This is a genomic window from Acidovorax sp. FG42 (assembly GCF_057809195.1).
The window spans coordinates 1-24,771 of the sequence record NZ_JBMDJM010000027.1 but is presented as its reverse complement, the minus strand read 5'-3'; the positions used below and the strand labels follow the sequence as shown (position 1 = coordinate 24,771).

General features: G+C 65.9%; 21 protein-coding genes and 1 riboswitch. Of the genes, 9 read left to right on the top strand and 12 right to left on the bottom strand.

Features of this window, described 5'->3' with window-relative positions; all coding sequences use genetic code 11:
- Positions 1-21: 21 nt before the first annotated feature.
- From xylB to ACODSM_RS21695, 4 genes are all read left to right on the top strand, one after another.
- Positions 22-1,506: a xylulokinase gene (gene xylB / locus ACODSM_RS21710; RefSeq protein WP_488806872.1), complete on the top strand. Its 1,485-nt coding sequence runs from the start codon at positions 22-24 to the stop codon at positions 1,504-1,506.
- A gap of 21 nt (positions 1,507-1,527) precedes the next feature.
- Positions 1,528-2,562 carry a PfkB family carbohydrate kinase gene (locus ACODSM_RS21705; RefSeq protein ID WP_488806871.1) on the top strand — a complete coding sequence of 345 codons (1,035 nt, stop codon included), beginning with the start codon at positions 1,528-1,530 and terminating at the stop codon, positions 2,560-2,562.
- Positions 2,563-2,635: 73 nt separating this feature from the next.
- On the top strand, positions 2,636-2,911 hold the full coding sequence (locus ACODSM_RS21700) for a hypothetical protein (RefSeq protein ID WP_488806870.1): 276 nt from the start codon (positions 2,636-2,638) through the stop codon (positions 2,909-2,911).
- On the top strand, positions 2,908-3,396 hold the full coding sequence (locus tag ACODSM_RS21695) for a GNAT family N-acetyltransferase (RefSeq protein WP_488806869.1): 489 nt from the start codon (positions 2,908-2,910) through the stop codon (positions 3,394-3,396). The genes ACODSM_RS21700 and ACODSM_RS21695 overlap by 4 nt, the downstream gene beginning before the upstream one ends.
- A gap of 144 nt (positions 3,397-3,540) precedes the next feature.
- Here the strand turns inward: ACODSM_RS21695 and ACODSM_RS21690 are convergent, their stop codons facing one another.
- From ACODSM_RS21690 to ACODSM_RS21675, 4 genes are read right to left on the bottom strand one after another with little or no spacing between them, the layout of a single operon-like run.
- Entirely contained in the window at positions 3,541-4,161 is a 621-nt protein-coding gene (locus ACODSM_RS21690) for an SMI1/KNR4 family protein (RefSeq protein WP_488806868.1), read from the bottom strand.
- A 21-nt stretch (positions 4,162-4,182) separates the two neighbouring features.
- The gene (locus ACODSM_RS21685; RefSeq protein ID WP_488806867.1) at positions 4,183-4,650 is read right to left on the bottom strand and encodes a GNAT family N-acetyltransferase; all 468 of its coding nucleotides are present in this window, start codon (positions 4,648-4,650) and stop codon (positions 4,183-4,185) included.
- 19 nt (positions 4,651-4,669) lie between these two features.
- Positions 4,670-6,085, bottom strand: coding sequence for an FAD-binding oxidoreductase (locus ACODSM_RS21680; RefSeq protein WP_488806866.1), 1,416 nt, complete (start codon positions 6,083-6,085; stop codon positions 4,670-4,672).
- Positions 6,086-6,142: 57 nt separating this feature from the next.
- The gene (locus ACODSM_RS21675) at positions 6,143-6,574 is read right to left on the bottom strand and encodes a DUF2069 domain-containing protein (RefSeq protein ID WP_488806865.1); all 432 of its coding nucleotides are present in this window, start codon (positions 6,572-6,574) and stop codon (positions 6,143-6,145) included.
- A 21-nt stretch (positions 6,575-6,595) separates the two neighbouring features.
- Here ACODSM_RS21675 and ACODSM_RS21670 point away from each other — a divergent pair, with 21 nt between their 5' ends.
- Complete coding sequence (locus ACODSM_RS21670) at positions 6,596-7,846, top strand: YihY family inner membrane protein (protein ID WP_488806864.1); 1,251 nt, start codon at positions 6,596-6,598, stop codon at positions 7,844-7,846.
- A 104-nt stretch (positions 7,847-7,950) separates the two neighbouring features.
- Here ACODSM_RS21670 and ACODSM_RS21665 read toward each other — a convergent pair whose 3' ends face one another.
- The 3 genes from ACODSM_RS21665 to ACODSM_RS21655 form a co-directional block, all read right to left on the bottom strand.
- Entirely contained in the window at positions 7,951-8,298 is a 348-nt protein-coding gene (locus tag ACODSM_RS21665) for an Mpo1-like protein (RefSeq protein WP_060987349.1), read from the bottom strand.
- Between the two features lie 161 nt (positions 8,299-8,459).
- On the bottom strand, positions 8,460-9,278 hold the full coding sequence (locus ACODSM_RS21660; RefSeq protein WP_488806863.1) for an alpha/beta fold hydrolase: 819 nt from the start codon (positions 9,276-9,278) through the stop codon (positions 8,460-8,462).
- A gap of 2 nt (positions 9,279-9,280) precedes the next feature.
- Positions 9,281-10,591 carry an O-acetylhomoserine aminocarboxypropyltransferase gene (locus ACODSM_RS21655; protein ID WP_488806862.1) on the bottom strand — a complete coding sequence of 437 codons (1,311 nt, stop codon included), beginning with the start codon at positions 10,589-10,591 and terminating at the stop codon, positions 9,281-9,283.
- 158 nt (positions 10,592-10,749) lie between these two features.
- Here ACODSM_RS21655 and ACODSM_RS21650 point away from each other — a divergent pair, with 158 nt between their 5' ends.
- Positions 10,750-11,199, top strand: coding sequence for a CBS domain-containing protein (locus ACODSM_RS21650; RefSeq protein WP_015013536.1), 450 nt, complete (start codon positions 10,750-10,752; stop codon positions 11,197-11,199).
- A gap of 78 nt (positions 11,200-11,277) precedes the next feature.
- On the opposite strand, the gene ACODSM_RS21645 is transcribed toward ACODSM_RS21650, so the two are convergent.
- Positions 11,278-13,461, bottom strand: coding sequence for a sensor domain-containing protein (locus tag ACODSM_RS21645; protein WP_488806861.1), 2,184 nt, complete (start codon positions 13,459-13,461; stop codon positions 11,278-11,280).
- Between the two features lie 267 nt (positions 13,462-13,728).
- Here ACODSM_RS21645 and aroC point away from each other — a divergent pair, with 267 nt between their 5' ends.
- Together aroC and ACODSM_RS21635 are read left to right on the top strand one after the other, a co-directional pair.
- Positions 13,729-14,826 carry a chorismate synthase gene (gene aroC / locus ACODSM_RS21640; RefSeq protein WP_209820360.1) on the top strand — a complete coding sequence of 366 codons (1,098 nt, stop codon included), beginning with the start codon at positions 13,729-13,731 and terminating at the stop codon, positions 14,824-14,826.
- A gap of 36 nt (positions 14,827-14,862) precedes the next feature.
- Entirely contained in the window at positions 14,863-16,677 is a 1,815-nt protein-coding gene (locus tag ACODSM_RS21635) for a bifunctional metallophosphatase/5'-nucleotidase (protein ID WP_488806860.1), read from the top strand.
- A gap of 197 nt (positions 16,678-16,874) precedes the next feature.
- On the opposite strand, the gene ACODSM_RS21630 is transcribed toward ACODSM_RS21635, so the two are convergent.
- From ACODSM_RS21630 to ACODSM_RS21615, 4 genes are all read right to left on the bottom strand, one after another.
- Positions 16,875-17,777, bottom strand: a complete 903-nt coding sequence (locus tag ACODSM_RS21630) for a DMT family transporter (RefSeq protein WP_291445784.1) — start codon at positions 17,775-17,777, stop codon at positions 16,875-16,877.
- A 274-nt stretch (positions 17,778-18,051) separates the two neighbouring features.
- The gene (nrdR, locus tag ACODSM_RS21625; protein WP_015013541.1) at positions 18,052-18,501 is read right to left on the bottom strand and encodes a transcriptional regulator NrdR; all 450 of its coding nucleotides are present in this window, start codon (positions 18,499-18,501) and stop codon (positions 18,052-18,054) included.
- Between the two features lie 21 nt (positions 18,502-18,522).
- Positions 18,523-19,767, bottom strand: a complete 1,245-nt coding sequence (glyA, locus tag ACODSM_RS21620; protein ID WP_110959082.1) for a serine hydroxymethyltransferase — start codon at positions 19,765-19,767, stop codon at positions 18,523-18,525.
- Between the two features lie 35 nt (positions 19,768-19,802).
- Positions 19,803-19,956, bottom strand: a riboswitch (ZMP/ZTP riboswitch).
- A gap of 83 nt (positions 19,957-20,039) precedes the next feature.
- On the bottom strand, positions 20,040-20,885 hold the full coding sequence (locus ACODSM_RS21615) for a lytic transglycosylase domain-containing protein (RefSeq protein WP_060987343.1): 846 nt from the start codon (positions 20,883-20,885) through the stop codon (positions 20,040-20,042).
- 918 nt (positions 20,886-21,803) lie between these two features.
- On the opposite strand from ACODSM_RS21615, the gene ACODSM_RS21610 reads away from it, so the two are divergent.
- On the top strand, positions 21,804-24,560 hold the full coding sequence (locus ACODSM_RS21610) for a DUF349 domain-containing protein (protein ID WP_488806859.1): 2,757 nt from the start codon (positions 21,804-21,806) through the stop codon (positions 24,558-24,560).
- Positions 24,561-24,771: the final 211 nt, after the last annotated feature.

Genomic DNA, 24,771 nt, shown 5'->3' with positions numbered 1-24,771 from the left:
ACTGACATCGGTCCATCCTCCATGTACCTCGGAATCGATTTGGGCACCTCGGGTGTCAAGCTCCTGCTGCTGGACGACGCGCAAGCCGTGGTCGCCACGGCCGATGCGGCCGTGCCCCAGCACCGCCCCCAGCCCACTTGGAGCGAGCAGCACCCGTCCGACTGGTGGGCGGCAGTGGAGTTTGCCGTGGCGCAGCTGCGCGTACAGGTGCCTGCTGCGTGGGCGCAGGTGCGGGGCATCGGCCTCTCGGGCCACATGCATGGCGCCGTGGTGCTGGGCGCGCAGGGTCAAGTGCTGCGCGCGGCCATCCTGTGGAACGACGGCCGCGCCAGTGCCGAATGTGCGCAGCTGGAAGGCGCCGTGCCCACATCACGCCAGATCACCGGCAACCTCGCCATGCCCGGCTTCACCGCGCCCAAGCTGCTCTGGCTGCGCACCCACGAGCCTGCCGTGTTTGCGCAGATCCGCACCGTGCTGCTACCCAAGGACTGGCTGCGCCTGCAGCTCACCGGTGATGCCGTGAGTGACATGTCTGACGCATCGGGCACGCTGTGGCTGGACGTGCAGGCTCGCGCCTGGAGCCCGGCAATGCTGCAGGCCTGCGGGCTGGATACATCGCACATGCCCGCGCTGGCCGAGGGCAGTGCTCCCACGGGCACGCTGCGCAGCGATGTGGCAGGCCGCTGGGGGCTTGGTGGCAATATCGTCGTGGCTGCTGGCGCGGGCGACAACGCCGCCAGTGCCGTGGGCGTGGGTGCCCGCACCGCCGGGCAGGGCTTTGTATCGCTGGGCACCTCGGGTGTGGTCTTTCGCGTGACGGATGCCTTTGCGCCCGCCACCGAGCGTGCCGTGCACGCCTTTGCCCATGCGCTGCCGCAGCGCTGGCACCACATGTCGGTCATGCTCAGCGCAGCCAGTGCGTTTGGCTGGGTCACGCGGCTCACGGGGCGCAGCGGCGAGGCGCAACTGTCGGACGCTGTGGGCGCCCTCAGCACCGCCCGCCAGGCGCAGGCGCCGCTGTTTTTGCCCTACCTGAGCGGCGAGCGCACCCCGCACAACAACGCGGCTGCTACCGGTGTCTTCATGGGCCTGCGCGCTGAGCACGAAGCTACCGACCTGGCCTATGGGGTGATGGAGGGCGTGGGCTTTGGCCTGCTGGATGGCCTCAATGCCATGCGTGCCGCCGGGGTCAGGCAGGGCAGTGCATCGGGTGATGTTGGCGCAGCCCTGGCACTGGTTGGTGGCGGTGCCCGCAGCAACCCCTGGGCACAGCTGCTGGCCAGTGCGCTGGGCACTCCACTGCAACGCCCGCAGGGTGCACACGCAGCCGCCGCCTTGGGCGCCGCGCGCCTGGCGGCGATGGCCTGCGGTGGTGATGAAGCCCACTGGTGCCAACCCCTGCCCGCTGATGCCACCTTCGTGCCACAGCCTGCGCAGCAAGCCCTGCTGGCCGAACGCTATGCCCGCTTTGTCGCGCTGTACCCCGCGCTGCAATCGCAGTTCTGATCTGCTGCCTAACAAGCCACCATGACTTCTGCACCCAACACCTCTACCGCTGCGACGCCCATCCACGCCGCCATCGCCGGCGAGGCCCTCATCGACCTCATCCGCCGCCCTGATGGCAGCTACCTGCCATGCCTGGGCGGCGCGCTCTACAACCTGTGCCGCGCGCTGGCCCGGCAGGGTGTGGGCACGCAGTACCTCAACCCCTTGTCGCGCGACCGCTTTGGACGTGAGCTGGCGGCGCAGTTGGTGGCCGACGGCGTGGTGTTGGCCCAGCCCGAGCCTGTGCAGCAGGTCACGTCCCTGGCCGTGGTCAACCTCGATGCACATGGGCACCCCGACTACGCCTTCTACCGTGAAGGCGTGGCAGACCGTGCCGTGTCCGCCGCAGGCCTGGGCGGTAGCTGCGCCGCCTTGCCCGCGCTGCAGCTGGTCTGCACCGGCGCGCTGGCACTCGACGCGCGCGACACGGCCATCTACCTGCCGTGGCTGGCCGCCCAGCGCGCTGCAGGCCGCTGCGTGGTGGTCGATGCCAATCTGCGCCCCTCTGTCATGCCCGACCTTGCTGCCTACCGCACCACGGTGCACGCAGCGCTGGCCCATGCCCACATCATCAAAGCCAGTGATGAAGACCTGGAGCACCTGGCCGTGCCGGGTGTGGATGCCTTGGCCCGCGCCCAGCACCTGCTCGCCGCCAACCCGCAGGCCCACCTGCTCGCACTGACGCTGGGCGCGGAAGGCGCCGGGCTGCTGCACCGCAACGGCGCGCAGTGTTTAGCCAAAGAGGCCCAGCCGCTGCTAGTGGTGGACACCGTGGGCGCGGGCGACAGCTTTCTGGCCGGGCTGCTGGCGCATTTGCTGCGGCAGTCGCAGGCTGCCGGGGTTGCCAGTTTTGCGCAGTTCGTGGGCGGGCTGACGGCCGATGCCTACCGGCAGGCGCTACGCCATGCGCTGGCCAGCGCCAGCCTTTGTGTGATGGAGCAGGGCTGCGTGCCGCCGGGCTGGGCGGCTGCACGCGCATGGAGCGAGCAACATCCCGCAGCCCAAGACCCGCACTGACATGGGGCTTGTGTCCGCACCCCTGGGAGCGGCATGTCTACGATCAAACATCGCCAATTCGCTGGGGATGCCCATGACTGATCTTGTGGTTGCGGTGTTGTGGTCGGCAGTGGATGTGCTGCTGATAGCCACCGGCGCACTGCTGGTGCGTGCGCTCAGCCTGGGGCGCTGGCGCACGGAAGATGCGCGCAACAAGGAAGCCCGCATGTTTGCTCCGGCCGGGGCGTTGTCGTTTCGGCGCGATGGTCAACGCGTGGTGACTGCGACCGGGTTGTACATGGCCGGATCAGCGTTTTATGCCGTGGTGGCGGTGTTGCTGGTTGGTCTGTCGCGGGCCGCATCGGCATGACGCCCGCCGACGCTGCCGCCGAAACCCTTTGCGTCATGCCTGTGGGGGCAGATGCGGCCGAGGCTGCCTGTGCGGTCACCCGCCAGTCCATCACCCACTGCTGCGTGCCCGACCATGCCAATGACGCCGCCATCCTGAAAGCGTGGCTGGCCAACAAGACGCCCGAGAACTTGGCCGCGTGGATGGCCGCGCCGGGTGCTGCGGCGTGGGGCGCATACCGGGGCGAAACGATGGTGGGCTTTGCGCTTCGGGCGCAGGCCACGCTGGCGCTGTGCTACGTGGTGCCGGAGGCATTGCATCGGGGGGTAGGGCGTGCGTTGCTGCAGCACGTTGAGGCCCACGCCCGCTATGTGGGGCTCACCACGCTGGACCTGGAGAGCACGCGCACGGCAGAGCCTTTTTACCGTCGCCACGGCTATGTGCCGCATGGCGTGGTGCAAACGTGGGCCGGGCTGCAGGCGCAGCCCATGCGCAAGCGATTGTGACGTCACCTTGTCTGCGGTGGCGTCAACCCTCGGGTCACAGGCGAGTTAGCGATTTTTATAGCGAAAAGAGCCTCTGGCGCTCAATCTGTATGCGCTAGTAGCTCTCAATTTAATAGCAATTGGTGCACGCGCCCCTGACGCACCTCACACGTCGGTACGCACCCGGTGGCCCTGGTTGTCGTTCATTTCCAGAATCCACCACTGAGCCCCTGTGTTCCTGTCGATGAAGCGCATGTGCGAGGCGATATTGGCGAGCGTCGGGCTGTCAAGGCGGAGCAGGCGCTGCACATAGTCCACCACGTCGTCGGCCACCTGGGTGAACTCAAAACCGTCGTGGTCAAACTCGAACACCTGGCCGGCGCACTCGCCATCGGTCGCCATCAGGATGTAGTTGCCCGAGTGGGGCGTTTCGCCAATCACCAGGCAGTGCGCAATCCAGTCGGGCAGGATCTCTTCACGTTCTTCGTCACTCAGGTGTTCCGTCCAGCCCTCAAACGCCTCCTGCAATGTGGGCCATTCAGCGGGCGGGGCGATGTAGCGGGCCGCATCGCCGGTGTTGGCGTCGTGGTACAGCAAAACGCCGCCCATCGTGGCGTAGAACGCTGGCAACTGGCCCACGTCGGGCAGTGGCGCATCCAGCGCTGCAGGCGGCTGGATGTGGTGCTGGAAGTTCACCGTTTTGGTTTCTTGCGGCTTGTTGATGCGCTCGCAGAGGAAGGTGCCGGTGTGTTCGGCAATGGCGCGGTGCAGGTCGGGCAGGGTCATCGCAGGTCCTTGGGGCAGCGGTCAGAGTTCTTGGGCGTACACGATGAAGCCGTGGTGCTTGGCCAGCTTGTCGTACAGCTGGCGCCCGGCGGTGTTGCTCTCATGGGTTTGCCAGTACACGCGCGACGACTTTGCGGCGCGCGCTGAGTCGTACACCGCTTCGATCAGCGCCCGCCCTACACCCCGGCCGCGCGCGGCCTCGCGGGTGAACAGGTCGCTCAGGTAGCACACGGGTTCGATGCGCGTCATGCTGCGATGAAACACATAGTGCGTGAGGCCCAGCAGCTCGCCGCTGGCATCGTCTTGCGCCACCAGGCAGAACATGGGCTCTGCCGCGTCATGAAACCGCTGCCAGGTGGCTTGCGTGATGTGCTCCGGCAGCGCGGTGGCCCCAAAGCGGCCATAGAACGCGTTGTAGCCATCCCAGAGCGGTCGCCAGGCGGCGTAGTCTTCGGGTTGAACCGGGCGCACAGTCACGGCAGCGGTCATGGGTCAGCTTTCTGTGGGGTTACTGCAGCACGCGCTTCGGGTTCATGATGCCCTGCGGGTCCAGCGCCTGCTTGATGGCGCGCATCATGCCAAGCGCCACGGGCGACTGGTACTTGGCGAGCTTGTCGGCCTTGAGTTCGCCGATGCCATGCTCGGCCGAGAACGAGCCGCCAAACTCGGCCACGGCCTCGTACACCAGGTGGTTCACATGCGCCTCGTGCTCGCGCAGGAAGGCCTTGGGGTCGCCTTCTGCCGGTGCCTGCACGTTGTAGTGCAGGTTGCCGTCGCCCAGGTGGCCGAAGTTGACCAGGCGCACGCCCGGGATCTCGCGCTGCAGCACCGCGTCGGTGTGGGCCACAAAGGCGGGGATGCGCGATATCTGCACCGAGATGTCGTGCTTGATGTTCAGGCCCTCTTCGGCCTGGGCGAGCGGAATGCTCTCGCGGATGTGCCACAGCTGGTGCGCCTGGGTGAGGTTCTCGGCCACCACGGCGTCGGTCACGCAGCCCATTTCAAACGCGGTCTCCAGCAGCGATTCAAACCGTGCGCGCGCATGTTCTTCGGATTCGCTGTCGGAGTTTTCGAGCAGCACGCACCAGGGTGCGTTGTCGTCGCCCAAAAACGGCACGCGCAGCTGCGGCATGTGTTTGCCCACCAGGCTCAGCGCAAACTGGCCCATCACCTCAAAGCCCGTGAGGCCTGCGCCCAGCTGCTTGTGTGCCAGGCCCAGCAGCGCCACGGCGTGCTCCATGGATGGCACGGCGGCCCAGGCGGTGAGGCGTGCGGCGGGCTCGGGGTAGAGCTTCATCGTCGCGGCGGTGATGATGCCCAGCGTGCCTTCGCTGCCGATGAACAGGTCGCGCAGGTCGTAGCCGGTGTTGTCCTTGCGCAGGCCCTTGAGGCCGTCCCACACCTCGCCCTGCGGCGTGACCACTTCGAGGCCCAGGCACAGGTCGCGCGCATTGCCGTAGCGCACCACCTGCGTGCCGCCTGCGTTGGTGCCCAGGTTGCCGCCAATGGTGCAACTGCCTTCTGCCGCGAGGCTCAGGGGGAAGAGCACGCCGGCTTTTTCCGCCTCATCCTGCAGGTTCTGCAGGATGCAGCCCGCTTCCACGGTCATGGTCAGGTTGTCGGTGTCCACGCTGCGCACCGCGTTCATGCGCGTGAGGCTCAGCACGATCTGCGTGCCGCTGTCGTCGGGCGTCGAGCCCACAGCCAGGCCGGTGTTGCCGCCCTGCGGAACGATGGCGGTGCCCGCTGCCGCACAGGCCTTGACCACGGCGGCCACTTCTTGCGTGTTGGCGGGGCGCACCACGGCCAGGGCTTTGCCGCGCACGCGGCGGCGCCAGTCCTGTTCCCAGGCGGTCAGGTCGCCTTCGTGGAGCACATGGGCGGGGCCGACGATGGTGCGCAGGGTGTCGAGCAAGGTGGTCATGGGTGAATCGGCGTGTTCAGTGGGTGGATCGGGTTGCGGGGGACTGTGCCAGTGGTATCAGGGGGCGGGTGCAGCCGAGCTGGCTTCTGCCGCCGCCGCGGCGGCCTTGGCGTTGCGCTGGCGCACGCGCACATGCAGGGTGCAGGCAGTGAACAGCACGAGGCACAGGGCCACTTCGCCCCAGGCCAGCCACTGCGATGGTGGCTTGTCGCCCCAGCCGCGCACCACGCCTTCGGTGAAATACAGCCAGATCACCAGGCTGACCCAGCGGTAGGTGTACATGCGGTTCTTCAGGATGCCCGCCAGCGGGATGCACAGCGGCAGCGCCTTGATGGCCAACCACGAGCCGCCCGGCCTGACCGGGGCCAGCACCAGCTCCCAGGCGAGGCACAGAACAATCAGGGCGAGCAGGCTGCCGGTGGCAAGCCAGCGCGTGGCGGCAACGCCGCTGTCGGACGGCGGGAGAGGGATGGCGGGGGAGGCAGTCATTGGGGTGGCATCATATCGGCCATGCCTCTTTCCCTACAGACAGTCGGCTCGCGCACCGAGGCGCTGATCAATGAACTGTCGCACTTCCCCTGGAAGACCACGGCCCAGACGCTGCGTGAGCGCTTCCGCGAGGACCACCTTGGCCTCACGGCCAGCAGCCTGACCTTCACCACCATCCTGGCGCTGGTGCCGTTTTTCACCGTGGCGCTGGCGGTGTTCACTGCGTTCCCCATCTTCGGCAAGCTGCAGGATGCGCTGCAGGGCTGGCTGGTCAGCAGCCTGGTGCCCGACAGCATCTCGCGGCAGGTGCTGGGCTACCTCACGCAGTTTGCGGCCAAGGCCAGCAGCCTGGGGGTGGCGGGGTTCAGCATCCTGCTGGCCACGGCGCTGGCGTTGATCCTGACCATCGACCGCACGCTCAACGACATCTGGCGCGTGCAGCGCCTGCGCCCGCTGGGCCAGCGGGTGCTGATCTACTGGGCCGCCATCACGCTGGGCCCGCTGCTGATGGGGGCGAGCCTGGCGCTTACCTCGTATGTGATGTCGGCCTCGGGCGGGCTGGTCAAGCGCCTGCCGGATGGCGTGCAGCTGCTGTTCGACTCGATCCAGTTTGTGGTGCTGGCGGGCGGCATGGCGTCGCTGTACCACTATGTGCCCAACACGCCGGTGAAATGGCGGCACGCCTGGACGGGCGGTTTTTTTGTGGCGGTGTGCATTGAGCTGGCCAAGAAGGTGCTGGCGGTGTACCTGGGCAAGGTGCCCACCTATTCGGTGGTGTACGGCGCGTTTGCCACGCTGCCCATCTTGCTGGTGTGGATCTATGTGGCCTGGGTCATTGTGCTGCTGGGGGCTGTGGTCACTGCCTACCTGCCCAGCCTGCTGGCTGGGGTGGCGCGGCGCGGTACGGTGGCGGGCTGGACGTTTCAGCTGGCGGTGGAGGTGCTGCAGGCGCTGCACCGCGCGCGCCAGCAGCCCGCCAAAGGCCTGCGCCCCAGCCAGCTGGCCCAGCTGTTGCGGGTGGATGGATTGCAACTGCAGCCGGTGCTGGAAGCCCTGACCGCGCTGGACTGGGTGGGGCAGGTGAGCGATGCCGCCGTGAGTGCGGCCGACGTGCCCGAGTCCCGCTACGTGTTGCTGGCAGACCCTGAAAGCACCTTGCTGGCACCCCTGGTGCAGCGCTTGCTGCTGCAGCGGGTGGACAGCCTGGGCCCGCTGTGGGCCAACGCGAAGCTGGAAACCTTGCGCATGGCGGATGTGCTGCAGGCGCGTTGAGCGGAGCGGGTGGGCGCCTTCAAACAGCAGTCGTTTGCTATATAAGTAATAGCTAGTTAGGCATGCTGCACTAACGCTTCCGGCCTCTGGGTCTTCAAATCAGCTCACAGGGGCACTTTGCCCGTCCAGATGTCCTTGTACATCACCCAGTCGCCCATGAAGCTGTACAGCGGGCGCTTGAAGCTGGCGGGCTTGTTCTTCTCAAAGCCGAAGTGCCCCACCCAGGCAAAGCCGTAACCGCAGAGCAGGCCGTACAGCAGATACTGGGGCTTGCCTGTGGCTACCAGCATGGCCAGGCAGACCAGGGTGAGCGTGGAACCCACAAAGTGCAGGCGGCGGCACGTGCGGTTGCTGTGCTCGCTCAGGTAGAACGGGTAGAAGTCCGCAAAGCTTTTGAAGGCCCGAGGGTCGGTGGCGGGCGCGGGTTGCGAGGCGGCAGTCTGGGTGGTCATGGCGTTGTCTCCGGGCGGCGTTGGGGCTCTGCCCGCGTTATACGCCGCAGCGCCAGCGCGCACCAGCGGGGCAGTGCGGGTGTGCTGTCGCCAACGGGTCTGCCACCCTGGACCGGCGATTGAAACCCCGGCGGACTGTCAGCGCGCCGGGGTGTGGGGTCTCAACTGGCCAGGAAGTCGCGGATGGCGGCCAGTGTTTCTTCGGGCGCCTCGGTCATCTGGTTGTGGCCCACGGGCAGGTGGGCGATCTGCACCTGCTTGCCCGCCGCCTGGGCGGCCTTGACGAGACCTTGTGCCGCCTTGGGCGCCGTCATCTGGTCCTGGCTGCCCAGCGCAAACAGCACGGGGCAGGTCAGTTGCGCCATGGCAGCTTCGCCACCGGCATAGCTGTCACAGGCCACAAACCCCCGGTGGAACACGTTGACTGCCGTATTGCTGCGCAGCACCTTGCGCCCCAGCGCCATGCCCGCACCAAACACCCAGGTGCCCGGGCCCAGGGCCGAGGGGGGCGCGGACAGGGTGCTGCGCGAGAACACGTTGACCATGCGCATCGCCTTCTCCGGGTCGGCCTGCGAGGCCTCGATGAGTGCGGGCGACACTTTCATGGGGAACGCCGTGCCCACCAGCACCAGGTGGCTGATTCGGTCCTTCAGGCGCGCGGCGGCTTCCATGGCAATGAGCGAACCCCAGCTGTGGCCCACCAGTGCCGCGCGCTGCACGCCCGCAGCATCGAGCAGCGCGCCGATGAAGTCCGCGCCTTGCTCCACCGTAGCAGGGGCATCGCCGCCACTGCGGCAGTGGCCGGGGAGGTCGATGGCCAGCACGTTCCAGCCGTGGTTGGCCATGTAGCGGCTTTGCAGGGCCCACACGCTGTGGTCGTTGAGCACGCCGTGGATGAACACCACGGTAGGCTTGGCGGCATCGAAGGCCTTGCCGCCGGTGTAGGCGTAGATGGCGGCACCGTTGACGTTGATATGCATGGTCAGGCCCCCGCTTTCTCGGCCGCTTTCAGCGCGCGCTTGAGGTCGTCGATGAGGTCGTCGGCATCTTCCAGACCGATGGACAGGCGGATCGTGCCCTGGCTGATGCCAGCGCCCGCCAGCGCTTCGTCACTCATGCGGAAGTGCGTGGTGCTGGCCGGGTGGATCACCAGGCTGCGGCAGTCGCCCACATTGGCCAAGTGGCTGAAGACTTTGAGGGTTTCGATGAACTTCTTGCCCTGCTCGCGGTTGCCCTTGAGGTCAAAGCTGAACACCGAGCCCGCGCCGCGTGGCAGCAGCTTTTGCGCTAGTGCATGGCTGGGGTGCGAGTCGAGCAAGGGGTGGCCTACGCGCGATACAAAGGGCTGCGCGGCCAGAAAATCCACCACCTTCTCGGTGTTGCGCATGTGCTGCGCCATGCGCAGCGGCAGGGTCTCGATGCCTTGCAGAATGAGCCAGGCGGTGTGCGGGCTCATGCAGGCGCCAAAGTCGCGTAGGCCCTCGCGCCGCGCGCGCAGCAGAAAGGCGCCCACGGTGCTCTCTTCAGTGAACACCATGTTGTGAAAGCCATCGTAGGGCTGGGTCAGCTCGGCAAACTTGCCGGCGGATTTGGGGCCGTCCCAGTCAAAGCTGCCGCCATCCACCACGATGCCGCCCACGACGGTGCCGTGGCCCGAGAGGAACTTGGTGGCCGAGTGGTAGACCAGATCGGCGCCGTGTTCAAACGGCTTGATGAGCCAGGGCGAGGTGAGGGTGGAGTCCACTAGCAGCGGTACGCCCGCCTCGTGCGCGATGGCGGAGACGGTGGGGATGTCCAGCACATCCAGGCCGGGGTTGCCCACGGTCTCGCCAAAGAACAGCTTGGTGTTGGGGCGCACCGCAGCGCGCCAGCCGTCGATGTCGCCGGGCTTGACGAAGGTGGTCTCAATGCCGAAGCGCGACAGCGTGTAGTGCAGCAGATTCTGCGATCCGCCATACAGCGCCGTGCTCGCCACGATGTGGCTGCCCGCGCCCATCAGCGTGGCAATCGCCAGGTGCAGTGCGGCCTGGCCGCTGGCGGTGGCAATGGCGCCCACGCCACCTTCCAGGGCAGCCACGCGCTGCTCCAGCACCGCGTTGGTCGGGTTGCTGATGCGGCTGTACACATGGCCGCCGCGCTCCAGGTTGAAGAGGGACGCTGCGTGGTCGCTCGACTCGAAGACGAACGAGGTGGTCAGGTGGATCGGCACGGCGCGCGCGCCGGTGGCGGGGTCGGGGCTGGCGCCTGCGTGCAGTGCCAGCGTGTCAAAGCCGGGGTCGGAGTAACCGGGCATCTGTGTGTCTCCCATGTTGTCAATGCAGGCGGGCATTGTGGGCTATATTTGCTGACAAACAGCCTGCAGCACCTGGGCAGCCCCAGTCGGTGTGCTGGTCGCTGCGGGCCCACACCTACTCTTTCCGATTCTTCCCGATCCCCCGGAGACTCCGCACCATGAAAGTCAGCGACATCCTTCGCGTCAAAGGCAACACCCTGTACACCGCATCGCCGGACGAGCCGCTGGCGGGTGCCGTGAGCTTGATGGCCGAGCGCGACATCGGCTCGCTGGTGGTGATGGAGCATGGTGACTTGGTGGGCATGCTCACCTTCCGCGAAGTGATCCAGGCGCTGGTCAAGAACGGCGGCAGCGTGGGCACGATGCTGGTGCGCACGGCCATGGACGATGCGCCCCTGACCTGCACGCTCGAAACCGACATGGACGAAGTGCGCCGCATGATGCTGGACCGCCACGCGCGCTACATGCCCGTGATGGACCGCCGCATGTTGATGGGCGTGATCAGCTTCTATGACGTGGCCAAGGCCGTGGTGGACAGCCAGAACTTTGAGAACAAGATGCTCAAGGCCTACATCCGCGACTGGCCGGAAGAAGAACCCCGCACCTGAGTTTCTGAGATCATGGCCAGGGCCTGATGCTCAAGGCCCAGGCCCTGACGGGGCACCACCGATGTGCTCCGAGCCACATCAGCGATAGGGGCGCGGCGCCTGTGCGCAGAGCCAGGCTTCGATCTCATCGGGTGGTAGCGGTTTGCCAAACAGGTAACCCTGCATCACCGGGCAGCCGTGCGCCTGCAGCCACTGCTGCTGGCCGGTGGTCTCCACCCCTTCGGCCACCACCACCATGCCCAGGCTGTGGGCGATGCTCAGTACCGACACCGTGAGGGCGCGCGCGGTGGCGCTGGTGGTGAGGTCCTGAACGAAAGCCATGTCGAGCTTGAGTTCGCTGATGGGCAGGCGGTGCAGGTAGCTCAGGCTGGAGTAGCCGGTGCCAAAGTCATCGAGCGACAGCTTGAAGCCCTGGTGGTGCAGGGCCTCGATGTTCTGCAGCGTGACGGGCCGCGCATCCATCATCACGCTCTCCGTGATCTCCAGCAGCACATCGCTGGCGCGCAGGCCGTGGCGTTGCAGTGCGCCGCTGATCTCCTGCGCAAACTCCGGCCGGTGAAAGCTGCGGCCCGAGAGGTTGACGGCGACACAAGGCACATCGTGGCCCGCAGCGCGCCAGGCCGCCAGCTGGCGGCAGGCTTCGTCCAGCAGCCACAGGGTCAGCTCATGGATCAGCCCGGCGTCCTCCGCCACAGGGATGAACTGCGACGGCGGCACCATGCCCCACTGCGGGTGGTTCCAGCGCGCCAACGCCTCCACCCCGTGCAACGTGCCGGGAGAACTGCTGAGCACCTGCGGCTGGTAGTGCAGCATGAGGCTGCGGTCTGACAGCGCCTGTTGCAGCGCGCGCTCCAGCGAGGCGCGCTCCTGGGCTCGGCGGTTCATCTCGGCGCTGAACAACTGCAGGCTGTGGCGGTGGTCGCTCTTCGCCTGGTGCATGGCCTGGTCGGCATGGCGCAGCAGGGTGTCGATGGTGTCCCCATCGTTGGGAAACATCGCAATGCCGAGGCTCGCGTGTGGCACATGCGTCTGCCCAAAAATGTCCAGCGGCTGGGCAATGTCGTGCAGCAGACGGTGGGCACTTTGCACGGCCTGTTCGGTGGTGCATTCGGAGAGCAGCAGCACGAATTCGTCGCCTGACAGGCGGGCGATCAGGTCGCGGGCGCGCAGGCCTTGCGTGAGGCGCTGGGCCACCTCGCTCAGCAGCGCATCGCCAGCGGCATGCCCCTGGGTGTCGTTGACCTGTTTGAACCGGTCGAGGTCCAGGAACAGCAGGGCACCTGTGTGGTTGCCCCGGCGCAGGTCACCCAACGCGCGCTCTGCGCTGGTGCGAAACAGGGCGCGGTTGGGCAAGCCCGTGAGTACATCAAAAAACGCCAGCTGGTGGATGCGCTGGTGCGTGCTGTCGCGCTCAATGGCCAATGCGCACAGGTGCAGGCACACATCGACCAGGCGCTGGTGCAACGCGTCGGGCGCGCGTGGCTCGCGGAAGTAGAACGCAAAGGTGCCAATCGGCTGGCCCCGGTGGTCGCGGATCGGGCTGGACCAGCAGGCGCGCATTCCGCTCGGGGCAAACAGTTCCCGGTAGTCGTCCCAGAGCGGGTCCGTCGCCATGTCGGTGACCACTACGGGCTCGTTGCGGAAAGCTGCGGTGCCACATGACCCTGCGGTAGGGCCAATGGCCAGTCCGTCCAGCGCACGGCTGATGCTGGCGGGCAGGCTGGGGGCTGCCAGTGGGTGCAGTCGGCCCTGGGCATCCACCGCCAGGATGGTGGCGGTGACCTCGGGCGCAATGCGCTCCACCTCGCGGCAGACCAGGGCCATCAGCTCGTGCAGGGGCAACTCGTTGACCATGCCCTCCAGCACATGCGTCTGCAGCACCTCGTGCATTTTGGTGAGCGTGATGTCGGTCAGGATCGAGATGCTGCCCCCCGGTCCGCCCGAGCTTTCGTCGGACGCATTGATGACCAGCGACACCCAGCGGGGTTGCCCCGCCTTGCTGTACAGCAGGGTGTCTCCATGAAAACTGCCCTGCGCCAGCACATTGCCCCGGATGCTTTCGAGCAGGTCCGGGTCAGAGTGGGGGCCCAGCAAGACCTCGCTCAACAGCTTGCCCAGCACCTCCGCGGGCTGGTAGCCAAACAGGCGTGTAAACCCTTCGTTGACATACACCACACGCTTGGAACTGTTGGTCATCACCACGGCGTTGTCGCTGGCATCCAGCGCCCGGCGAAGGGGCGCGTCTGCCAGGGTGGCAGTCAAAAGGGTGCGGGACGGAGATGTTGGACCCGGAGAGGGGGGCGCGAGGGCGGGCATGTAGATCCCAGAAATCGATGGTTACATGCTAACAAGCGCTCAGGGGCCTGCCAAGCGAGATATGTCATGCCCGTGCCTCGGCGCCACGCCCCCGATATTCGGCCCCTGCGTACCTTGGCGCAGCGGAATATGCCTGTGGTGCGTGGTGGTGCGCCGCAGCAAACCGGTGTTGCTGCTCGGGGCTCCCCGGGAGCTCTGGGATAATCCCGCCCCATGAGCGGCAACACCATCGGTACCCTATTCGCAGTCACCAACTTTGGTGAATCCCACGGCCCGGCCATTGGCTGCGTGATTGACGGCTGCCCGCCCGGCATGCCCCTCACCGAGGCCGACATCCAGACCGACCTGGACCGGCGCCGCCCTGGCACCAGCCGCCACGTCACGCAGCGCAACGAGCCCGATGCGGTGGAGATCCTGTCGGGCGTGTACGAGGGCAAGACCACCGGCACCCCCATTGCCCTGCTGATCCGCAACACCGATCAGCGCAGCAAGGACTACAGCAACATCGCCGAGAGCTTCCGTCCGGGCCATGCTGATTACACCTACTGGCACAAGTACGGCATCCGCGACCCGCGCGGCGGCGGCCGGTCTTCCGCCCGCCTGACGGCGCCCACGGTGGCCGCAGGCGCCGTGGCCAAGAAGTGGCTGGCGCAGCAATATGGCGCCGAGTTCCGCGCCTGCATGACCCAGCTGGGCGAATTGCCCATCCCGTTCGAGAGCTGGGACCATGTGCGCAGCAACCCCTTCTTCGCCCCCGTGGCCGACGTGCAGCAGTACGAGGATTACATGGACGCCCTGCGCAAGGCCGGTGACTCGTGCGGCGCGCGTATCCGGGTGCAGGCCACGGGCGTGCCGGTGGGCCTGGGCGAGCCGCTGTACGACAAGCTCGACGCCGACATTGCCCACGCCATGATGGGTTTGAATGCCGTGAAGGGCGTGGAGATTGGTGCAGGCTTTGCCAGCGTGGCCCACCGGGGCACCATGCACGGCGACTCCATGACGCCACAGGGCTTCCGCACCAACAACGCCGGTGGCGTGCTCGGCGGTATCAGCACGGGCCAGGACCTGGAGGTGAGCATCGCCATCAAGCCCACCAGCTCCATCATCAGCCCGCGCGAGTCCATCGACATCCATGGCAAGAGCACCGAAGTGATCACCAAGGGCCGCCACGACCCCTGTGTGGGCATCCGGGCCGCGCCGATTGCCGAAGCGCTTCTGGCGCTGGTGGTGATGGAGCACGCGCTGCGCCACCGCGCCCAGTGTGGCGACGTGGTGCCCCCTGTGCCGCCGATCCAGGCCTCGTTTCTGTAACACCAACTCCCACCGTCCCAGGGGCGGTGCGTCTGTATGAGCAACCGCTTGTTCCGGGCCTTCCGTTGCCGGGCGTTGGCCGCCTTGGTTGTACCGCTGTGGCTGGCTGGCTGTGGTGGCATGACACCCATTTCGCCCACCGCCCCTGCGGCGGGCAGCGCGCCGGCCCACATCGACATCACCCTCATCGGCTTCAACGACCTCCACGGCAACCTGGAGCCGCCCCACATGGCGCACCGGGTGCAAGGGCCGGAAGGCCCGGTGCTGGCGCCTGCTGGGGGCATGGCCTACTTTGCCAGCGCCATGGCCGCCCTCAAGGCCCAGTCGCCGCACCATGCGGTCGTGTCTGCGGGTGACATGGTGGGCGCCTCGCCGCTGGTGTCGTCGTTGTTCCTGGACGAACCCACCATCGAGGCGGTCAACCGCATGCAGATCGACTTCAATGCGGTCGGCAACCACGAGTTTGACCGGGGCTGGCGTGAGCTGTTGCGCCTGCAGAACGGCGGCTGCGAAAAATTCACCTCGCGCGAGCCCTGCCGCATCAGCAAACCGTTCGAGGGTGCAAAGTTCGGCCTGCTGGCCGCCAACACGCTGCGCGAGGACGGCCGTACCCTGTTGCCCGCCACGGGGCTCAAGCGGTTCACAGAAGGCGGTGTCACCGTCACCATGGGGTTTATCGGTCTCACGCTGCAGGCCACACCCACCATGGTCAGCCCGTCGGGCGTGGCCGGGCTGCGGTTTGAGGACGAAGCGGCCACGGCCAATGCGCTGATTCCGCAGCTCAAGGCCCAGGGCGCCGATGTGATCGTGGTGGCCATCCATGAAGGTGGTGGCACCACAGCGGGCGTGCAGGAGACCAGCTGCGCAGGCCTGTCGGGCGACATCGTGCCCATCCTGGAGCGCCTGGACCCGGCCGTAGATGTGGTGGTCTCCGGCCACACGCACCAGGCCTATGTGTGCGACTACAGCCGCGTGAACCCGGCCAAACCCTTCTTGCTGACCAGCGCAGGCCAGTACGGCACGCTGCTCACCGACATTCAGCTGCGCGTGGACACGCAGACCCGCCGCGTGGTCCGTAAAACGGCGCGCAATGTGGTGGTGCAAGGCGAGGCCTTCACGGGCGCCCAGGGGCCTGTGCCGCTGACCACTGCCGTGCCGACGTTTCCTGCGGACCCTGGCGTGCAGAAGATCATCGATACCTACCGCGCCGCCGCCATTCCGCTGGCCCAGCGCCCGGTGGGCCAGGCCCAGGGGGCCATGCGCCGCCAGCCCAATGCGGCTTTGGAGAGCGTGTTGGGCAATCTGGTGGCAGACGCACAGCTGCTGGCCACGCGGGCGCCCGAAGATGGTGGCGCGCAGTTGTCGTTCATGAACCCGGGCGGCCTGCGTGCGGACCTGGTGCCGGATGAACAAGGGCTGGTGCGTTACGGCCAGCTGTATGCCGTGCAACCTTTTGGCAACCAGCTGGTGATCAAGACCTTCACGGGCGCGCAGATCCGCGCTGTGCTGGAGCAGCAGTTTGCCAGCGGCGGCAATACGGTGCAGCGGCCCCGGGTGCTGTCGGTGTCCAGCGGCTTCAGCTACCGCTACGACCTGAGCCAGCCCGCCGGGGGGCGCATCAGCCACATGGTGCTGAATGGTGCGCCGGTGACCGATACGCAGTCAGTGCGCGTGGTCATGAGCAGTTTTCTGGACAGCGGTGGTGACAACTTCACGGTGCTGACGCAGGGCCAGGACCGGCGCGTGGGCGAACTGGACCTGGATGCGCTGGAGGCCTACTTCCGGCTGCAGAGTCCGGTGGCACCGCCTGCTACCAACCGCATCACCCGTGTTGCGCCCGCTGCGCGCTGAGCCGTGTCCACCGGGCACCATCGCCCGGAGGGGCCTAGTGTGGTGTTGCACGCTATCTGGCACTTAAAAACCGCGTCTTTTCGGCCAGGGCTGCGTTGCAAATCCTCGCGATACCTTCGGGTATCGCTGCGGTTTGCGCCTTGCCCTGACCAAAAATCCATCGGTTTTCAATGTGCCATCCAGCGCGCAACACCACACTAGTCGGCTGTGCGTCGCAGCGCGCCCAGCCATTGCAGCGGGTTGAAGCCGGTGACCAGCCCGGTCGCCACCAGCACCAGCGCGCCGCCCCAGAGCATGCCGGGCCCCAGGGCCTCACCCAGAAAGATATGGCCCCAGGCCACACCAAACAGCGGGATCATGAAAGCGGAACTCATGGCGGCCACGGGCGAGACATGCTTCAGCACCCGCAGGTTGAGCCAATACGCCAGGCCCGAGGTCACGATGCCCATCACGGCCACGGCGGCCAGCGCTTCTGGAGTGAAGCGTGCGGTGGGCAAGGTCCACGCCGCACCGGGCAGCAGCAGCACCAGGGCCGCTGCGTGGATGCCTGCTGCGATGGACAACGGCGACATGCGTTTCGTCGCACGCTTCATCCAGGTGAGAGACAGGCCGTAGCACGCTGCCGCGGTCACGCATGCGCCTGCCGCAAGCAGTACCGCTGAGTTGGGCTCGACGGGACCCAACTGCACGATCAGCGCCACCCCGGCAAAGCCGCAGAGGCAGCCGGCCCATTTGCGTGCGCTCAGCGTGTCTTCCTTCATCCACGCCGCAGCGATCACTCCAAACGGCACGGCCATGGTGTTGAGCAGCGAGCTGTAGCCCGCTGGCAGGTGCAGGGCCGCCCAGGCGTACAGCAGAAAAGGCGCTGCCACCGTCAGCGTGCCCAGCCCCAGCAGCTCTCGCCAGTGGCGCCAGGGCCAGGGCTCACCCGCCCAGCGCATGATGCCCATCAGCGTGAGCGTGGCCAGGCCAATGCGCAGGGCGGCCATCACATTGGGGCCCAGCACCGGACTGGCGACGCGAATGAAAAGAAAGGAAGCGCCCCACAGGGCAGACAGCAGCACCAGCTGCAGGAAATGGCGGGTTTTCACCGCGCGTATTGTCAGGTAGCTTCGTGGTGCTTGCTGGCGTGTGGTAGAGCCGTTTTGATGCAAAAATCGCCTGAAGCGCCAGTGCATCATGCCGTAATAGCTATGAAATTAATAGCTTTCACAAAGTAGCTTGTGCGACTTGTGCAGAGGCTACGGCCGAAGCGGTGAGGATGCACAGCGGACCGGTGGCTGCAGAACCGCATCGCACAGACCAATTAGCCGCGTGGGGCTCATGACGGGAAAGGGCGGGCGTTACAGCAGGGGCTGGCCCAACGTGCGCGCGCTACTTGCGCACTTCATCGACCATGGCGCGGAAGTCGTCGATGTCTTCAAAGCTGCGGTACACGCTGGCAAAGCGGATGTAGGCCACCTTGTCGAGCTTCTTGAGCTCGCGCATCACCAGCTCGCCGATGCGGCTGGAGATCACCTCGCGCTGGCCCAGGTTGAGCAGCTTTTCTTCGATGCGTTCGATGGCGCTGTCGATCTGGTCGGTGCTCACGGGCCGCTTGCGCAATGCCAGGTTGAACGAGCCCAGCAGCTTGCTGCGGTCGTATTCAATGCGCCGGCCGTCCTTCTTGACGATGGCCGGGAAGTTCACTTCCGGCCGCTCGTAGGTGGTGAAGCGCTTGTCGCACGCGCCGCACTGGCGGCGGCGGCGGATGAAGACTCCATCCTCAGACACCCGCGTTTCAACGACTTGCGTTTCGAGGTGGCTGCAGAAGGGGCACTTCATGGGCGCAGAGAACCGGCTTGTTTAGCGGTAGACCGGGAAACGTGCGGTCAGTGCGTTGACCTTGGCGCGCACGGCGGCGATGTTGGCTTCGTCGCGGGGGTTGTCCAGCACGTCGGCGATCAGGTTGGCCGTGATGCGGGCTTCTTCTTCCTTGAAGCCGCGCGTGGTCATGGCGGGGGTCCCAATGCGCACGCCGCTGGTCACCATCGGCTTTTCAGGGTCGTTGGGGATGGCGTTCTTGTTGATGGTCATGTGGGCGGCGCCCAGCACGGCCTCGGCCTCCTTGCCGGTGATGCCCTTGGCGCGCAGGTCCACCAGCATCACGTGGCTTTGGGTGCCGCCGGACACGATTCGCAGGCCGCGTGCGGTCAGCGTCTCGGCCACCACCTTGGCGTTCTTGGCCACTTGCTCCTGGTAGGCCTTGAACTCGGGCTGCATCGCTTCCTTGAAGGCCACGGCCTTGGCTGCGATCACGTGCATCAGCGGGCCGCCTTGCAGGCCGGGGAAGATGGCGCTGTTGATGGCTTTCTCGTGTTCGGCCTTCATCAGGATGATGCCGCCACGGGGGCCGCGCAGGCTCTTGTGCGTGGTCGATGTCACCACGTCAGCATGGGGCACGGGGTTGGGGTACACGCCCGCAGCGATCAGGCCGGCGTAGTGGGCCATGTCCACCATGAAGATCGCGCCGATTTCCTTGGCGACCTTCGCAAAGCGGGCGAAATCGATGTGCAGGCTGTAGGCAGAGGCTCCGGCCACGATCAGCTTGGGCTTGTGTTCGCGGGCCTTGGCTTCCATCGCGTCGTAGTCGATGGCTTCGTTCTTGTCCAGACCGTAGCTGACCACATTGAACCACTTGCCCGACATGTTCAGCGGCATGCCATGGGTCAGGTGACCGCCTTCGGCCAGGCTCATGCCCATGATGGTGTCGCCGGGCTTGAGGAAGGCTAGGAACACGGCCTCGTTGGCCGACGCGCCGCAGTGGGGCTGCACGTTGGCAGCATCGGCGCCGAAGATCTTCTTCACGCGGTCGATGGCCAGCTGCTCGGCCACGTCCACATGCTCGCAGCCACCGTAGTAGCGCTTGCCGGGGTAGCCTTCGGCGTATTTGTTGGTGAGCTGGGTGCCTTGCGCCCACATCACGGCGGGGGAGGCGTAGTTCTCGCTGGCGATCAGCTCGATGTGGTGTTCTTGGCGGGCGTTTTCGGCCTGGATGGCGGCAAACAGCTCGGGGTCGGTTTGTTCGACAAGAATTTTGCGGTCGTACATGATTGGCAGTCCTATGAACTTGTGTCCCTTGAAACAAGGGCTGCCCAGGCGAACGGCTGAACGCATGGGGTAGGGCCCCTGCGGCACGCTTCCCAGTGGTTCACAAGAAGTAGGTTCTTGCTGGTTTCCACGTCAGCGGCTGCATCCAGTGGCGGAATGCAGCGCCTATCGCCAGTCGCGTACCCCGTTAGTGTAGCCGACACGGCACTGCTGCTACACCGCCGAAACCGCCGGAGGCCAAGGTCGTTGCCTGGGCGCCGGGAGCCTGCCTGTTACAGGCCCGGTGTCAGCAACGCCACCTTGTCGCTGACCGCAGCCGGTGCTGGGGTGCGAGGTGCTGCTGCAGGGATGCTCTGCACAGGAGCCTGGGTAGACAGGGAGGGAGGGGGATTGAAGGGCACTGCGCGACCACCGGCCACCTGGCGCAGGCGGAAATGTTCCGCCATCACCTTGGCGGCGTAGCCACCGTCGTCGGCCATGTTGCCCGCGCCCACATAAAAGCGCAGGCCACCTTCGAGCGATCCTGCGCGGGCGATGCACTCTTGCAGCACCTTCACACCGACCCGCAGGTTGCTCACCGGGTCAAAGGCAGCAAAGTGGCCGCCAAAGTTCTGGTACTTGTCGGTGTGCACGCGGGTCATCACCTGCATCAGTCCTTGGGCGCCCACAGCGCTTTCGGCAAACGGGTTGAAGCTCGATTCGATGGCCATGATGGCCAGGATCAGCGTGGGGTCGATCTTGGCGCGGGTGCCAATCTCGTAGGCCTCGGCGACCAGGGCGCTGAGGGGCTCTGGCGCCACACGGTACTTCTTGCTGAGCCAGAAGGCCACGGCAGCCTGCTCTTTGGGCAGGTCTTTGGGGTTCACTGCCGTAGCGCGCTCGCTGGCTTCGGGCTCGATGGGCATGCCCAGCATTTCTACCTGGCGGGCTTGCAGCCAGTTCATCAGTTGCTCTTCACCTGCCTGGCGCAGATCGGGCCGTGCTGTGAGTGCAATGACGACAAAGGCAACGGCCAGGCCGATGAGGGCAAAGCTGTTGTGGGTGATTTCAAGAAAACCTTCGGTCACGTCGGCTGCGAAAGTTCGCACGCCGGAGACTATTTTTCCTGACGCTGTCATAGCTCTTCCTTTCTGAGGCGGGCCGGCGGAGCGGGGCAGTCGCGGTGGACGGTGCTTTGCTGGCAGATCGCCTGGATTGGTACGCCATCAAGTCCGGGCTGCACGTCTGTGGAGTGCTTGGCGCCCTGGATTGACTTAGCCGGGTTCGGCAGCGATTGGGGTTTGTACTAGCCCCGTTTTTGGGGCTGGCGGATTCTAGAAGCTCACTAAATGCATAGTCAATACTAACAATTAACTATTTAAGACATAAAAATTATGAAAAATCTGTAAAAAATCACAGTTTTTCTGAGCCAAGCGCTGTTTTTCTTTGGGAGCCGCCGTGCTGCAGCTGACATCCGCATGTCAAATTCAATCGGGCTTTTCGCCGCCATTGAGAATCCGATTTGAGTTGGCGAAGCGAGTTTGATATGGTGGAGGCGCCTGTAGATTTCAGGCATCGCCAGACGAAGCGAAGTCTCCCTCCGAGGACATTCAGTGCCAAGGTGCAGCAGATGCCGCTTCCATGGCAACCCCTGGAGGCAATACCTTGCCTCCGCGCCATGCGGACCTTTCTCTCCGCATCGCGACCGATGGCAAAGACCGTTGTGTCAGCCGTCAAGCCCGGCGGGCAGGCCCTTCAGGCACTGCTCGTCGGGCTTTCTTATTGGTGTGTCGCCTTGTGGGTGGGCGGCACAGTCTTATATATAGATAATGGGGGCTGTTCCCTAGAGCGGCGACCCTTCGCCCGGATTGCCGGGCGACATCCTCGCCGGGCCTTGCTCCAGATCACCCTGCAGGTGTGGAGGAGGCAAGCCGCTACGGCCTCTGGCCCAATCCGGTGAAAATAGCCCTTTTGTTGCCCTGGCGCGCGCTTGGCGCGGTCGTTCGGGCACGGCTCCGGGCTCTGCGCCCGGGATGCCTTCGTAATCCATTGGATCCATGTTTCCATTTTTTTCCCGCAGCAAAATGTCCGACGCACCTGAAGTGAATCCGGCCCCGGCCAAAACCCATGAGCCGCATCCGCTCGATGCGCTGACTGGTGGCGCTTTTTCTGCCGCCACATCGGGCGAGCGCGCCTCTCGCATCCGCGACTGGCTGGCCACTCAGCCATCGCCAGAGCAACTGCAAGAGGTGTTCAAGGAGTTGAGCGGACGTGACAAGGGCGCGGCCCGCGCCGTGCGCGAACGCCTGGACGAAATCCGTCGCGCCAAGGGGCAGGAGGCCATTGCGGCCGAATGGGCTGAAAAAGCCCAGGCCCTGCTGGCGGCCCCCAAGCTCAATATTGCAGATGCCCTGGCTTGGCAGCGGGATGCCGCCAAGGCTGGTGCCCCGTTGTCGCGTGAGCCGTTGTCCCTGCTCAAGGTACAGCTGGCCGACCGCGTGAAGGTCATCGAAGACCTGCAGCACCGTGTCCAGGTGCAGCGCGAGGCGGCTGTGCTGCTGGCGCAGCGCATCGAAGTGCTCTCGACCAAGCCCTGGCGCGATGCGCAGGCTGCGCTCGAACTGCTGCGCGCCGATGTCGCGCGCTGGCAGGAGCAGGCCCAGGAGCTTACGGGTGATGCCAGCTGGGCGAGTGTGGAGGCCCGGTTTCCGCCGTTGCTCGATGCCTCGCGCACTCAGCTGCTGGTGGTGTGGGAAGCTTTCCAGCCTGCCGTGGCGCAAGCGGCCGCTGCCGCAGAGGATGCTGCTGCACCCCTGCCACCTGTGCCGGTGTGGGCGGACGAACTGCGCACTGCGCGTGGCTTGCCCACTGCGGCTTCTGAGGCGGCCGCCGCTTCTGCCGCTGCCGGCAAGCCCGCGCGTGCTGCCAAGCCAAAGGTGGCGCCGGAGGTGATTGAAAAAGCCCACCAACTGGTGCGCGATGCCTTGGCGACGCTGGAGAAAGAAACGGCCGAAGGCCACGGCAAGGCCAGTGCCGGCGCTGCCGCTGCGCTGCGCGCCGTGCTCAAGGTACATGGCAAGCACATTGACAACGCGCTGGAGCAACAGGTGCACACGGCTCTGGTGGCTGCCGGTGAGCTGGAAGGCTGGCAACGCTGGAGTGCCGACCAGGTGCGTGAAGAGCTGGTGGCCAAGGCCGAAGCGCTGCTCAACCGCCCCGAAGGCCAGGCCTTGGGTGGCCGCAAGATGCAGGAGACTCTGCGCAGCCTCCGTGAGCAATGGAAGCAGGCGGACCAGGGCGGTGCGCCCAACCACGCGCTGTGGAAGAAATTTGACGAGGCCTGCAATGCTGCGCACAAGGTGGTCGAGGCCTGGCTGGACAAGATCCGTGCTGAAGCGGCTGAGCACAAGGCCCAGCGCCTCGCGCTGATCGAAGAGGTCAAGGCCTGGGCGCAGGAGCATGCTGCGTCGGGCGACTGGAAGGCCATCAACCGCGCGCTGTATCAGTTCGGCGACCGCTGGCGCGAAGGCGGCCATGTGGGTGAAAAAATCTTTGCCGAGCTCCAGCCCCTGTGGAAGCAGGCGATCGCTCTGGCCGCAGCGCCGCTGGAGGCTGCGCAGAAAGAAAGCCTGGCACGTCGCCACGCAATGATCGAAGAAGCCACGGCACTGGGCGCTGCGCCTTCGCTGCGCATCGATGCCGTCAAGGCGCTGCAGCAGCGCTGGCAGGCAGAAGCCCAGACGGTGCCTCTGGATCGCAAGCACGAACAGAAGTTGTGGGATGCCTTCCGCAAGCCCATTGATGAGGCGTTCAACCGCAAGTCCGCGGACCGCGAGCGCGCTGTCACTGAACTGAGTGCGCGGGACCGCGTGGTGCTGGACGCGTCCAAGGCCCTGGAGGCCGCCAATGCCACCGGTGATGCGCAGCAGATTCGCGCTGCCATGCAGGCGCTGGAAGCCGCGTTGCGCGGCCAGGCCCAGGCGGCGGAAGCCGTTGCCACGGCCAACAAGGACGCTCAGTCGCAGGCTGAAGCGCAGTCGGTTGCGGCGCCAGCCGCGGCCGAGGGTGGTACGGAGGCGGTAGAAGGTGGCGATGCAGCGGCTGCGGCCCCCGCAACGCCTGCAGCTCCCAAGCCTGCCGCGCGGCCCGTGGTGGCGGTGCGCGGGGATGACCGCCCCGGCATGAAGAAGGACGCTCCGGCGGCTCCTGGCCGGAGTGCTCGACCCGGTGATCGCCGCGATGGCCGTCCGGGCGACCGTGAGGGTGCCCGCGGCCCGCGTGCGGATGGCCGTATGGGGGATCGTGGTGACCGGGGAGGCCGCTTTGGTGATCGCCCTGCGTTCGAGGATCGTGGTCCGCGCCTGGGCGACACGGCATTCCGTGCCCAGCGCGAGGCGATGGAGCATGCGCAGCTGGCGCTGAAGAAACTAGCGGCCCAGGCCCATGGGGAAGCGCTGACCCAGTTGCTGACCGCCTGGGAAAAGCGCGACGCAGCGCTGGTGCCCGGTGCGCAAGAACTGGGCTCGGGTGTGACTGCGTCGGTGCGCAGCGCCTGGACCCAGGCGTTGTCTGCGGCGCCCAAGGGTGATGCTGCAGAAGCCATGTTGCGGCTGGAGATGGCGGCAGAGGCGCCAACGCCGGCGGAGCACATTGCTGCGCGGCGCATGCTGCAGCTGCAACTGCTGACACGCCGCAACGATCCCGCACCAGCCCAGACGTGGGGGCAGGATGTGGCGCGCGTGTTGGCAGGCCCCAGCGATGCGGCCAGCGCACGCCGTTTGCAGAACGTCCTCAAGACGCTGTTGCGCAAATAAACGAAACGCAGGGAGTGTGCGCACTGCGGTGCGCATGCCGCCACGGCATCAGACAGAAAAACGAGATCGCGCGCGGTCTCGTTTTTTCTTTTGGGTGTGCGTGCGCGGGCCTGGAAAACAAAAAAGCCGTTGCGAATGCAACGGCTTTTTATGTGTTTGGTGCCCAGGAGAGGACTCGAACCTCCACGATGTTACTCGCTAGTACCTGAAA